This is a genomic window from Oribacterium sinus (genome assembly GCF_963537195.1).
In the GTDB taxonomy this organism is placed as follows: Bacteria; Bacillota; Clostridia; order Lachnospirales; family Lachnospiraceae; genus Oribacterium; species Oribacterium sinus_A.
This window is the reverse complement of record NZ_CAUTEG010000019.1, coordinates 20,751-32,454: the sequence shown is the minus strand read 5'-3', so window position 1 is coordinate 32,454 and position 11,704 is coordinate 20,751. Positions and strand designations below refer to the sequence as shown.

14 protein-coding genes are annotated in these 11,704 nt (G+C 44.5%); all 14 read right to left on the bottom strand.

Annotation, left to right across the window (positions count from 1 at the left end; translation table 11 throughout):
- Positions 1-481: F0F1 ATP synthase subunit B (atpF, locus tag RYL27_RS03945; protein WP_314965393.1), on the bottom strand; the 481-nt coding region annotated here is incomplete at its 3' end.
- A 37-nt stretch (positions 482-518) separates the two neighbouring features.
- Entirely contained in the window at positions 519-800 is a 282-nt protein-coding gene (gene atpE, locus RYL27_RS03940) for an ATP synthase F0 subunit C (protein WP_007157834.1), read from the bottom strand.
- A gap of 26 nt (positions 801-826) precedes the next feature.
- A complete protein-coding gene (locus tag RYL27_RS03935; protein ID WP_183683049.1) occupies positions 827-1,588 on the bottom strand; it encodes a F0F1 ATP synthase subunit A in 762 nt (253 codons plus the stop codon).
- Positions 1,589-1,591: 3 nt separating this feature from the next.
- The gene (locus RYL27_RS03930) at positions 1,592-2,023 is read right to left on the bottom strand and encodes an ATP synthase subunit I (RefSeq protein ID WP_007157836.1); all 432 of its coding nucleotides are present in this window, start codon (positions 2,021-2,023) and stop codon (positions 1,592-1,594) included.
- 42 nt (positions 2,024-2,065) lie between these two features.
- Entirely contained in the window at positions 2,066-2,326 is a 261-nt protein-coding gene (locus RYL27_RS03925) for an AtpZ/AtpI family protein (RefSeq protein WP_007157837.1), read from the bottom strand.
- A gap of 373 nt (positions 2,327-2,699) precedes the next feature.
- A complete protein-coding gene (locus tag RYL27_RS03920; RefSeq protein ID WP_007157838.1) occupies positions 2,700-3,587 on the bottom strand; it encodes an RnfABCDGE type electron transport complex subunit B in 888 nt (295 codons plus the stop codon).
- Positions 3,588-3,599: 12 nt separating this feature from the next.
- Positions 3,600-4,214 (bottom strand): electron transport complex protein RnfA, encoded by a 615-nt coding sequence (locus RYL27_RS03915; RefSeq protein WP_007157839.1) that lies wholly within the window; start codon positions 4,212-4,214, stop codon positions 3,600-3,602.
- Positions 4,211-4,921 (bottom strand): electron transport complex subunit RsxE, encoded by a 711-nt coding sequence (gene rsxE / locus RYL27_RS03910; RefSeq protein ID WP_007157840.1) that lies wholly within the window; start codon positions 4,919-4,921, stop codon positions 4,211-4,213. Before rsxE ends, RYL27_RS03915 begins: the two co-directional genes overlap by 4 nt.
- A 9-nt stretch (positions 4,922-4,930) precedes the next feature.
- Positions 4,931-5,539 carry an RnfABCDGE type electron transport complex subunit G gene (locus tag RYL27_RS03905; protein WP_304072188.1) on the bottom strand — a complete coding sequence of 203 codons (609 nt, stop codon included), beginning with the start codon at positions 5,537-5,539 and terminating at the stop codon, positions 4,931-4,933.
- A gap of 1 nt (position 5,540) precedes the next feature.
- Positions 5,541-6,479: an RnfABCDGE type electron transport complex subunit D gene (locus RYL27_RS03900; protein WP_314965386.1), complete on the bottom strand. Its 939-nt coding sequence runs from the start codon at positions 6,477-6,479 to the stop codon at positions 5,541-5,543.
- Positions 6,480-7,826 carry an electron transport complex subunit RsxC gene (gene rsxC, locus RYL27_RS03895; protein WP_314965384.1) on the bottom strand — a complete coding sequence of 449 codons (1,347 nt, stop codon included), beginning with the start codon at positions 7,824-7,826 and terminating at the stop codon, positions 6,480-6,482.
- Positions 7,827-8,274: 448 nt separating this feature from the next.
- A complete protein-coding gene (locus RYL27_RS03890; protein WP_314965382.1) occupies positions 8,275-9,120 on the bottom strand; it encodes a bifunctional 5,10-methylenetetrahydrofolate dehydrogenase/5,10-methenyltetrahydrofolate cyclohydrolase in 846 nt (281 codons plus the stop codon).
- Positions 9,121-9,159: 39 nt separating this feature from the next.
- A complete protein-coding gene (locus tag RYL27_RS03885; RefSeq protein ID WP_314965380.1) occupies positions 9,160-9,795 on the bottom strand; it encodes a cyclodeaminase/cyclohydrolase family protein in 636 nt (211 codons plus the stop codon).
- Positions 9,796-10,149: 354 nt separating this feature from the next.
- Entirely contained in the window at positions 10,150-11,394 is a 1,245-nt protein-coding gene (locus tag RYL27_RS03880; protein ID WP_304073245.1) for an argininosuccinate synthase, read from the bottom strand.
- Positions 11,395-11,704: the final 310 nt, after the last annotated feature.

The window sequence follows — 11,704 nt, the reverse complement described above, 5'->3', positions numbered from 1 at the left end:
GTAAGAACTCATCAATTAAAGCTTTATGCTCATCTTCGTGGATTTCCTTCTCCACAACTTTTCCCGCAATATCCATAGCAATGCTTCCGATTTCATCCTTTACCTCATTCAAGGCTTTCTTTCTCTCTAAACGGATATCCTCTTCTGCCTTTGCCTTAATGGAGCTTGCGTGCTGTTCCGCCTCTTTAATCAATTCCTCGGCACGGAGGTTGGCATCCTTCTTCGCATCCTCGATGATACGGTTTGCCTCTCCTCTAGCATCAGACATACTGGTCTCATATTCTGTCTTAACAGCCTCAGCTGCTTCTTTTGCTTTCTTTGCCTCTTGTATATCCTTATCTGCCGCTTCCTGTCTCTTCTTTAAAACCTCGTTAATGGGCTTAAAAAGAAAACGCTTAATGAGATATACCTGAATAAAAAGGTTCAAAATCTGGGCAATGAAGGTCCATGGAATGATGGTTACCAACTGTTGCGATTCCATACTTTTCTCCTTTCTTCGCTTTGCTTCGTACTTGTTCTTACTTTAAGAAATTCATGAACATACCGGGAGCAACGAAGATCAGAAGAAGACCGGTTACGAATCCGTAAATACCGGTTGTCTCGGCAATCGCACAACCTAATAACATGGTAGAAGTAACATCACCCTTACACTCGGGCTGTCTTCCGATAGCTTCCAAAGCCTTAGCTACAGCGTTACCTTCTCCGATACCGGGTCCGATACCGGCGATTAATGCAGCACCTGCACCGATTCCACATCCTGCTAATGCAATACCTCTTGCTAAAAACTGAAATTCACTCATTTTCTTGTCCTCCTAAATTAATTTGTTTATCCTTCTGCTGCGTTGGCGATATACATGATCGTCAACATGGTAAAAATAAATGCCTGCATGGCACTGGAAAACCAGTCAAAATAAAATCCTACGATAGCGGGCAGACCCACTGCAAAAATAGGAATGTTTGATAGAAAATCTCCTACAACACCGGGAATCAATCCCAAAACTGCGGAAGAGGCAATGGTCAATGATGCATAAATCAAACCACTGATAACCACTCCTGACAAAATGTTACCGAAATGACGACATGCCATACTAATGGGGGTAGCCACATCCGAAAGGATGTTAAACGGCGTCATAACCGGAATGGGCTGGGTAAATCCCTTCAAAAATCCAATAACTCCACCTGCCTTAATCTTGTTTGCAATGATGATTACGTAAACCGTAAGTGCCCAGGCTGCCTCTGTGGACAGATCTGCGGTAGGGCTTCGTAATCCGGTCAAACTGATTAAGTTGGAAACGATACTGGTGCCAAAAAGGGCTGCCACAAAAGGAATCATCTTATCAAACTTGGTTCCTCCCGTATTACTGCGCACTAAGTTGTTGGCACTTTCTACAATCAGCTCTGCAATGGCTTGTCGTTTACTAATATTTTCCACCCGCAGATTTCGGGTAAGGAAGATACATAGTCCGGTGATAATCGCCATAACTATCCAGCTGACCACTAGGGTTTCCGAAAGCAGAAAATCTCCTAGGAAAGGAATTCCTGTAGGAATTTTAAGGAATATTTTTGCTCCAGAAATATCAAAATTCATACTCTAGTTTTCACCTCCTTGTGTTTTCGTATTCTTTTTCCAGTCGAGAACCCCTCGTATTCTCAGAAATGCTCCCGGAAAAAGTAAGGGAACAATACCCGCTACGGCGTTAAAAATGGGAGCGATTAGCGCTATCACAATCCAAATCAACTGTAGCATGGTACGGTTTCGGTAAGATGCTCTCATCTTCTGGTAAGCATCCTCCTGATTTTCCGTGTTGACAATCTCCTGAACAGTAATCCCCATGAGATAAAAATTCATTACTGCCACAAAGCTTCCCAATACGGCGGAAAGAATCACCTTATAATCAAAGCTGACTATTTCCGGTTTTGCTATATGAAGAAAGAAAAAACAGATTAGCAGCACAAGGCAAGCTATTCCGCACTGCACAGCAATCTGCACAGTTTCTTTTTTCACAGTAGATTGTACCTTCATTTTTCTTATCCTTTCTAATGTAAAAGCTAAAGTCGGAGCTTCCTAACGATGTTGGTTAAAAGCTCTATCCTTTGTTTCTTGCTTCTTCTCCTTCTCGGAAACAGACAGATAAAACTTATAGGCTGTCATAAAGGAAGCCGCAAGACCGAAGAAAAATGCAGGCAGGTATATCCAGTAAGAAAGGTGAAAGTGCTCTCTTAATTGATATGCCACAAATAAGCATAATAAAAGCGGCATTGCAAGGGATAATCCAAACTGACTCAGAATCGTTAGATTTCTGAATGCCTTTGACCATTCCTTCATGCCGCTCTCCTCCTTGATTGCTCACTTACGAGATAATTCCCGTTGCCATTTTCCATATAAAGAGGATTCTACACTAGCCCTGAGAAATAGACAATATTGTTAAGAAAAAAACTTTTACAATTTCTTTCAAAGCAAAAGCAAATTTTATGGTAGTTCTTTTTTACTTTTAGTACTTTTTACTGTAATTTTCTTTCTTATTTTGTCTTTTCGGGACAGTTCCCTTTTTATGAAAATTTTCACAACAGATACTTTATCGACTACTTTTGTAAGTTTTAAAAGAGTTTTATGAAAATTTTTATTCAGTTTATTTCTTTATGCTTATGAAATACTCTTTTCTGCCATATCCTGATGATGATAAAGATATCTTTTGCATTTAGCCTGCGGAAACGGGAGCTTCCTTAGCCTCTTCCTTCTTTTCCTGTACGGGAGCTTCCTTTGCTTCTACCTTCTTCACTCTTTTTCCAGTAATGGCGGAAGTGGGACACTTCTGGGCACAAATACCGCAATCGGTACATTTTTCATTCATCACCGCCAAATCATTCAGGACATGAATGGCATCGAAGGGGCAATTCTTTTCACAAATTCCACAGGCAATACAGCCGATGGAACAGCTATCCTTTACCGCCTTGCCCTTTAAGAGATTCTTACAGGAAACAATGTGTTTCTTCTTATAAGGAACAAAGGAAATCAACGCCTTGGGGCAAGCTTTAATACAAGCACCGCAGGCTGTACACTTCTCCTTATCCACAATGGCAACACCATCCACCACATGAATAGCATCAAAGGCACAGACCTTTACGCAGGAGCCATAGCCACAGCAAGAGTATGGGCAGGACTTTTCCGTTCCTCCCGGAACCACCGCCAAGTCATTGCAATCGGCAATACCTGTATAGCTGGCAATCTGCTTTGTCTTGGAGCAGGATCCCTGGCAGTGTACATGGGCAACCTTTTTTTCCTGGTCCATGGACACCTCTCCGGTGCCAAGAATTTGCGCAATCTTCTCCGCTACGGGACTTCCTCCTACCGGACACTGTGTTACAGGAGCCTCTCCCAATGCCATAGCCTTAGCACAGCCGTCACAGCCGGGGAATCCGCAGGCACCGCAGTTGTTTCCCGGAAGTGCCGCACGAATCTTCGCCTCTGTTTCATCCACCTCCACCTTGAATTTCTCGGAGGCCACTCCTAAAAATACGCCCAAAATCAAACCTGTTGCACCCACTAAACCGGCGGCAACCAGGACCAATGTTGTCATTAGACTCATACTCAATCCTCCTTAAATCAATCCGCCAAAGCCGAAGAATGCAATCGCCATAAGGGCTGCGGTAACCAGTACAATGGGAGAACCCTGGAAAGAGTGGGGAATCCTGTCGTTCCCTTCGATAATATTCTCCCGGATTCCTGCCATAAGCAATAATGCTAAAGCAAAACCTACGGAAATTCCCAGTCCGTATACTAAGCTCTGGGCAAAGTTATAACCATAAGAAACATTATTCAAGGCCACACCCAAAACCGCACAGTTTGTGGTAATCAGAGGAAGATACACACCCAAGGACTCATAAAGAGAAGGTACATTCTTCTTTAAGAACATCTCTACAAACTGTACCAGAGCCGCAATAACCAAGATGAACACGATGGTATTCAGATACTCTAAACCATCCGTTAAGCCCAGGGCCTTGCAAAGGGGGCTGGAAGCCGCCAGGAAGGCAACATAGATTCCATGGGTAATTACGGAGGCAATCACGATAACGAAGATTACCGCTCCTCCCATACCCTTGGAGGACTCTGTCTTCTTTGATACTCCCAGGAAAGGACAGATTCCCAAGAACTGGGAAAGCACTACGTTACTGACCAGGGAATATTTAATGGCAATCAATAGCAAATCAATCATACTGCCGCCTCCTTCTTCTCTACTTCACTCTTTTCAGGAGCTTTTTCTTTGCACTCGGAGAAGCAGCCCATGCAGTTTCCGCCGCAAACAAATTCCTCCGGAGCATCCCCATTGGTTGCAGAGGGAAGACGCAGCTTGTTCTGAATTGCGGTAAGAACCGCCAGAACCAGGAAGGCTCCAGGAGCCAATACGAAAATACTGATGCTGTAGGCCTCCGGAATCAGTCTAAAGTTAAAGATGGTTCCTGCACCGATTAACTCTCTTACGGATCCGATAACGGTTAAGGCCAAAGTGAAGCCGATGCCCATGCCCAGACCGTCAAAGAAGGATAAGGCCGGGCCGTTAAACAAAGCATAGGACTCCGCTCTTCCTAAAATGATACAGTTAACTACAATCAAAGGAATATAAATTCCCAAAGCCTCATATAAAGCCGGTACATAGGCCTGAATCAAAAGCTGAACAATGGTAACCAAAGATGCTACTACCACGATTTCTCCCGGAAGACGCATACGCTCCGGAATAGTTTTACGAAGGGCGGAAATCAGCATATTGGAAAACATTAATACCGCTGTGGTGGACAATCCCATTCCCAATCCGTTTATCGCACTGGTGGTGGTTGCCAAGGTAGGACACATTCCCAGCATGATAATGAAGGTAGGGTTTTCTTTGATAATACCGTTATATAATCTTTCTATGTATTTATTCATTTCCCCCTCCTACTTTAAAACGTAATTTTCCACAAATTCCGTGGATGCATTTACCGTATTGGTTACCGCAGTACTGGTAATGGTGGCACCGGAAATCGCATCGATTTCATTCTCTCCTGCACCGCCGCCTTTTTTCACGGCAATCTTTGTGGTTTTTCCGGCAAACTGCTCGTAGAACTCGGGAAGAGTTGCTTTTTGTCCAAGACCTGCCGTCTCCGGTAAGGTTTCCGGGAAAGAAATTCCGGTAACCTTTAAGTCTTTATCCACACCTACAACCACTACAACGGGACCGCCGTAGCCTGCTGCATGTCCCTTCAGCACATATCCTACAGTTTCTCCTGAAGCATCCTTCGCCACAATGGCGTCCGTCAGCTCTGCACCGCCGTTATCCGTTGCCAAGGTACCTTCTTCGGTAGCCTTCTGCAAAGTATCCTTCAGTTCCTCACTGTCATAATCCGCAGCATCCAAAACCACTTTGTAGGCTTTGTTGGTTGCTTCTTTAATGGCATTGGCAATGGTATCCTTCGTCATTCCGTATACCACGCCCAAAAGCAGTCCGGAGATCAAGGTAATGGCAGTAAGCACTAAGGCGTCTTTCATAAAGGAATCTTTTTTCATCTTACTTTCCCTCCCTGCCAAATGCCTTCGGTATCGTCATGTTATTAATCGTCGGTACCAAAATATTGCTCAAAATAATCGCATAGGAAACTCCCTCTGCAGAACCGCCGAAAAGACGGAAGAGTCCGGTTAAAATTCCCACAAGCACCGCAAAGACAATCTGTCCGTTGGGGGTAATGGGAGAAGATACATAGTCTGTCAGCATAAAAAAGGCACCGAAAATCAGTCCGCCTCCTAAGATTTCGGAAGCAAGGTAATGCATATCAAATCCTCTTCCGGAGAAGATCAGGGTAAACAGCGCTACGGTTCCGATATAAATCAAAGGCATTTTCGGAGAAATAACCTTCCGAACAATCAGGTATAAAGCACCGATCAAAAGACAAATCTTAGATACCTCTCCGATGGTTCCCGGAATTCTTCCCACAAACATATCCATCAAATTCATGCTGGCATCCGGAGTTGTTTTTAAAATTGCAAGAGGGGTTGCGGTGGCAATTCCGTCTGCCCCTGCGTTGTTGAAAGCAGTCATCTTTCCTGCAAAGGAAATCAGCAGGAAGCAACGAGCCGCTAAAGCCGGGTTCATGAAGTTGGCTCCCAAGCCTCCGTAAAGCTGCTTAACCACAATAATGGCAAACACGGATCCCACCATAGGAATCCAATAAGGAATTCCCGGAGGACAGTTTAATGCCAAAATCATACCGGTTACCGCGGCCGACCAGTCATTCACCGTCACCGGCAGCTTCATAGCCTTCTGATAAGCAAACTCTGTAAATACCGCCATCAAAGTGGTGAGTACCACTACCAATAGAGCGTGAAATCCCCACTGTAAAACACCGTAAATAGCGGTGGGAAGCATGGCAATCACAACGTCTCTCATTAATTCCGCGGAAGTCACCCTGTCACGCACATGGGGATTCGCAGAAAGATGTAAAAGTTTCATTTATTTACCTCCCTGGGCCTTTGCGGCTTTTGCTCTCTTCTCTGCATTGACTTTTCTCTTCATCTGCTTAAAGCCCTGGGTTAAAGGACGCTTTGCGGGACACACATAAGAACAGCATCCGCACTCGATACACTCCATACCGTAAAGCTTTTCAAAGCGTTCCGTGTTCTTTTGAAGAGAAGCCACCATCATCAATGTAGGCATCAAATTCTCCGGGCAGGCAGTAACGCATCTTCCGCAGTTAATGCAGGGAGTGGTCGCTTCTTCCGCCACCGGATCCTTCTTAAATGCCAAAATAGAGCTGGAGTTCTTGGTCACAGGAATATCCAGCACAAAAAGCGGCATACCCATCATGGGACCTCCGGAAATCACCTTCTCCGGATCCTCCGAGAAACCGCCTGCTGCAGAAATCACCTGCTGATAATTGGTTCCCAAGGGCACACGAAAGTTACCGGGACTTGCTACCGCATCTCCGGTTACGGTTAAAATCTTTCTGACCAAAGGCTTGGACTCGCAAACCGCCTCATAAATAGCCACAACGGTGTCTACATTGTCCACTACAACCCCTGCATCCGCCGGTAACATGGAGGAATTAATCTTTCTTCCGCTGGCAGCATAAATCAGCTGACGCTCTCCCCCCTGAGGGTAACGGGTTCTTAAGGCTACTACCTCAATATTGTCCATGCCCTTAACTTTTTCCGTCAAAAGCTTGATTGCTTCCGGTTTGTTGTCTTCAATGCAAATCTTTCCCCTGGCATTGGGGAAAATGGAGAGGACTACCTGTAAACCGCCAATCAGTTTCTCCGGCATCTCCATCATATCTCTGTAATCGGAGGTAAGATAAGGCTCACACTCTGCACCGTTTACCAAAAATAAATCAATCTTATCGATTTCTTTCGGACTAAGCTTTACAAAAGTAGGGAAACCGGCGCCTCCTAAGCCCACAATGCCGGCGTCTCTTACGATGTTTACAATTTCTTCCCGAGACATTGCTTTGTAGTCTCTTTTATCACCAAAGCCCGGAATGGATTCATATTGTTGATCATTATCCACCACAATGGACTCCACCATAGCTCCCCCTACGGTCAGTCTCTTCTCAATGGCTTTAACGGTACCTGACACAGAAGAAATAACAGGTGCGGAAATAAAGCCGTTTGCCTCTGCAATCTTCTGTCCTAAAAGAACCCGATCTCCCTTTTGTACCAAGGGCTTGGCAGGGGCTCCAATGTGCTGCGAAAGTGGATAAACCATCAACCCCTCAGGACGCAAATCAACAATGGACTTATCCATTGCCAATTCCTTTCCATCATAGGGATGAACGCCACCCTTAAAAGTGGTAACACCCATTTTTATACCTCCCAAAATCTTTCTCATAGACAATTCTTATTATACTATGAAGATTCTTAAAAACAAAGAAAGAGAACCCTATGCACGGAATTTTGTGCATAGAATTCTCCTATATTTTCTTACTTTTTTTATGATATTTGTACAAGTAGCAAAAAATTTTTTTGTCAAATTTTTGTCACTAGCTCTTGAAGACTTCCCTTTCATTTTCTATTTCTGTTAAAAATTTTCTGAAAATAGAAAGAAGGGGCTGTAAAAAAAATCAAAATAGTTTTCTAAGCAATATAGGTCTAAATTCGGGGCACGCTCTCGCTAGCTTCGCCACGTAGCGGATACTAAGCGAAAAACTTCGATTCTCTTGTTTTTCGCAAGTACCGACGGGCTCAGACTACCTTTCATTTAGACCTATATTGCCGAAAATCTATTTATCATTTTGATTTTTTACAGCTCCTTATCCCTTCTCCTGTAAACGGTAGGCTTTCAAAAGCTGCTTGGCCAATACCGCAGTAGTTACAGCCCCCAAACCTCCGGGTACAGGAGAAATCTTTCCGGCAACGGTAGCCATGGTATCAAAATCCACATCTCCTACAATATTTCCCTTTTCATCCCGGTTGGTTCCCACGTCGATTACCGTAGCCCCCTCCTTACAATAAGAAGAGCCTATTGCTTTTGCTTTTCCCATACAGCAAACCAAAACATCCGTTCTCTTGGTCACTTCTTTTATATTACTCGTTTTACTGTGACAGAGAGTTACCGTGGCATCCTCATTGGTCATCAGGATGGACAAGGGTCTTCCCACTACCAAAGAACGTCCCAAAATGCAAACTTCCTTTCCCGCCAGGGGAATCTTATAAAAACGGCACATTTCCATAACTGCCTGTGCAGTGCAGGGCGCAAAGGCACTTTCATCCTTTAAAATCAAGCCCGCCATATTCTCTCTGCTGACCCCTTCCACATCCTTTTCTCTCTTAATCATTCTGAAGGCTGTTTCCTGATCCAAATGAGAGGGAAGGGGACGAAATATCATGATTCCGTGAATCTCTTCATCATCATTTAAAAATTGAATAACCTCCTGAAACTGTTCATTGCTGCAATCCGCCGGAAGCTGATAGCTCTTTACTTCCAATCCGAAGGATAGAAAACGCTTTTTAATGGCCTTCTCATAGGTAACATCCGCCGTCCTTTCTCCTACACGGATAAGCGCCAGAGCCGGCATCACCCCGGGTCTTTCCGCCAAAAAGGCCACACATTCCTTCTCTATTTCTTCCGCCACCGGTTTTCCCAATAATTCTTCCATACTTCCTTACTACTCCTTTCCCCATTTGAAATTAAGTCTTTATGCTCCTCTTACCACGTTTTCCACCGCCTGAATAATCTCTTCCAGCGAAGAAATGCCCGTTCTTGCCCTATGGCAAACTGCCTCTCTTTTCGCCTTGATTTCCCGATTCTGCATACTTTTGGTATTGATATATACATTCAGTATGGCACTTTCCATGGCTGTCTTCAGGAAGCCGGCACCCACCCCCACATCCGACAGGGCAATTCGGGATCCCTTCTCCTGTAATCGGGCAAATAATGGAAGCTTCTCTAAGCATAGCTCCAAAAGCTCTGTGGGTACCAAGGATGCCTCTATAAGACAGTTCTCCATAGTTTCCCTGTAAATCTTTTGTTCTTCCTCTGTTTCTCTGGGTAAGGAATATGCCTTTGACAGAGGCAGGAAAACCTCTTCATCCCTTGCTTCCAACGCTAGGGCTTTCTGTTTTGCTTCCTCCAGGGATTTCATGATTTCTTCCAACTCATTCTGAAAATCCGCATAGCTCTTCTTTCCCAATGTAAGATTTCCCACCATCATTCCCAGAGAAAAGGCAAATGCAGCCGATAGCGCTGCCGCCCCGCCGCCTCCGGGAATAGGGCTCTTGGAAGAAAGAGCCTCTAAATACTGAACAACGGTTTCTTGCTTCTGCTCTTTCATAGCTTTCCCCCTCCTGCACTCGGCCCTTAATGGACTTCTATAACATACCAATCCTATATCCTATAATTTTGCTGTTTATACTAGCATAATATTTCTGTTTTATACAAGTTTTCTGTTTTACACAAGCTTTCCGTTTCGCACAAGCTTTCTGTTATACACAAGCTTTCTCAATGCAATATGATCGCCCAAATCGCTTGAGTGACGCCAACAAGACAGGACACGATACAGGGAGAACAGACCTAAACACAAAGCAAGGTTCCAAGCCCTCTTCCTCCACCGGCTTGGAACCTTCACACAGTATTTTGCTTTATTATTCTTCGAAGGAAAGAATTTATTCTTATGAAAAACTTCCTTTTACGCTTTCTTCTCCTGTAAAGCCCTTACTAGCTCCGGGAGTCCGAAAAGAGTGATGAAGCCCCCGGCATCCTTATGATCATATAAATCTCCCGTGGTAAAGCTTGCCAGGGAAGCATTGTAAAGAGAATAGGGAGAAGAGGTTCCCGCCTTTATGATATTTCCCTTATAAAGCTTCATCTTGGTCTCTCCGGATACCTTCTCCTGGGTGCTCTTCACAAAGGCCTGCAAAGCTTCCCGAAGAGGAGCAAACCACTTTCCTTCATAAACCACCTGAGAAAACTTCTCCTCTACGATTTTCTTCATTTCCATGGTCTGCCGATCCAAAATCAGCTCTTCCAACTGCTTATGGGCTTCCAAAAGAATGGTTCCCCCGGGAGTTTCGTAAACTCCACGACTCTTCATCCCCACCACGCGGTTCTCCACAATATCCACAATACCGATACCGTTCTTTCCCCCCAGGTGATTCAGTTCCTCAATCATCTCCTTCAAGGACATTTTCTTCCCATTTAGTGCCACCGGCACTCCCTTTTCCCAAGTAATGGATAGAGCGGTTTCCTGATCCGGTGCCTTCTGGGGCGTTACGGAGAGCATCAAAAGATGCTCATAATTCGGCTCCGTCTCCGGGTCCTCCAGCTCCAAGCCTTCATGGGAAATATGCCAAAGATTTCTGTCCCTGCTGTAGGAATTCTCATGGCTTCCAAAAGCCAGGTCAATGCCCTTTTCCTTACAGTATGCCATTTCATCTTCCCTGGACTGAAAGGTCCAAAGCTCCGTCATCCGCCAAGGGGCAAGAATATGCAGCTCCGGTGCTAAGGCCTTAATGCCCAGCTCAAAACGAATCTGATCGTTACCCTTTCCGGTAGCTCCGTGACAAATGGCGGTAGCCCCCTCCTTCTTGGCGATCTCCACCAATCTTTTTGCAATAGCCGGACGAGCCATGGAAGTCCCCAAAAGATATTTATTTTCATAGCAGGCATTGGCTTGAATACAGGGAAGAACATATTCCTCGCAAAATTCATCCTGAATATGTTCGATATACAGTTTCTCCGCTCCGGACAACTTCGCCCGTTCCGGAAGGTCGGAGAGCTCCTCTTCCTGCCCCACATCCACGCAGACACAAATCACCTTATAGCCAAAATTCTCCTTCAGCCAGGGAATAATGGCAGTGGTATCCAAACCTCCCGAATAAGCCAGGATAATCTTCTCCCCCTTGGTATTTCCCTCCGGTATCATGCTTCCCATATTGACTCCTTTCAAAAATCCATCTTCTCCAAAAACGCTGCTCTATCCTCAAGACCAGCTTAGAATAATAGATATTTATTCATATGTCAAGCATATTTATTCAATTATATCCACAATTATTCCTTTTTTATGAATATTAATTCCTCCATAGAGAATAATAATTTCTCCTCATTTCGATAGTTCCCGATGTATTCTTTTTTCAGCGACCGGGAAATAAAAAAGAAGATGCAAACAAGCTTACTTTTCCGAATGCATAGGTCTAAAAGAAGGACAATCTGAGCCCGTGGGTACTTGCGAAAAACAAAGGTAC

Bases quoted from the DNA above. Each gene is read 5' to 3' on its own strand.
- atpE (WP_007157834.1), bottom strand. From the start codon at position 800: ATGAGTGAATTTCAGTTTTTAGCAAGAGGTATTGCATTAGCAGGATGT.
- RYL27_RS03935 (WP_183683049.1), bottom strand. From the start codon at position 1,588: ATGAATTTTGATATTTCTGGAGCAAAAATATTCCTTAAAATTCCTACA.
- RYL27_RS03930 (WP_007157836.1), bottom strand. From the start codon at position 2,023: ATGAAGGTACAATCTACTGTGAAAAAAGAAACTGTGCAGATTGCTGTG.
- RYL27_RS03925 (WP_007157837.1), bottom strand. From the start codon at position 2,326: ATGAAGGAATGGTCAAAGGCATTCAGAAATCTAACGATTCTGAGTCAG.
- RYL27_RS03920 (WP_007157838.1), bottom strand. From the start codon at position 3,587: ATGAGTCTAATGACAACATTGGTCCTGGTTGCCGCCGGTTTAGTGGGT.
- RYL27_RS03915 (WP_007157839.1), bottom strand. From the start codon at position 4,214: ATGATTGATTTGCTATTGATTGCCATTAAATATTCCCTGGTCAGTAAC.
- rsxE (WP_007157840.1), bottom strand. From the start codon at position 4,921: ATGAATAAATACATAGAAAGATTATATAACGGTATTATCAAAGAAAAC.
- RYL27_RS03905 (WP_304072188.1), bottom strand. From the start codon at position 5,539: ATGAAAAAAGATTCCTTTATGAAAGACGCCTTAGTGCTTACTGCCATT.
- RYL27_RS03900 (WP_314965386.1), bottom strand. From the start codon at position 6,479: ATGAAACTTTTACATCTTTCTGCGAATCCCCATGTGCGTGACAGGGTG.
- rsxC (WP_314965384.1), bottom strand. From the start codon at position 7,826: ATGGGTGTTACCACTTTTAAGGGTGGCGTTCATCCCTATGATGGAAAG.
- RYL27_RS03890 (WP_314965382.1), bottom strand. From the start codon at position 9,120: ATGGAAGAATTATTGGGAAAACCGGTGGCGGAAGAAATAGAGAAGGAA.
- RYL27_RS03885 (WP_314965380.1), bottom strand. From the start codon at position 9,795: ATGAAAGAGCAGAAGCAAGAAACCGTTGTTCAGTATTTAGAGGCTCTT.
- RYL27_RS03880 (WP_304073245.1), bottom strand. From the start codon at position 11,394: ATGGGAAGCATGATACCGGAGGGAAATACCAAGGGGGAGAAGATTATC.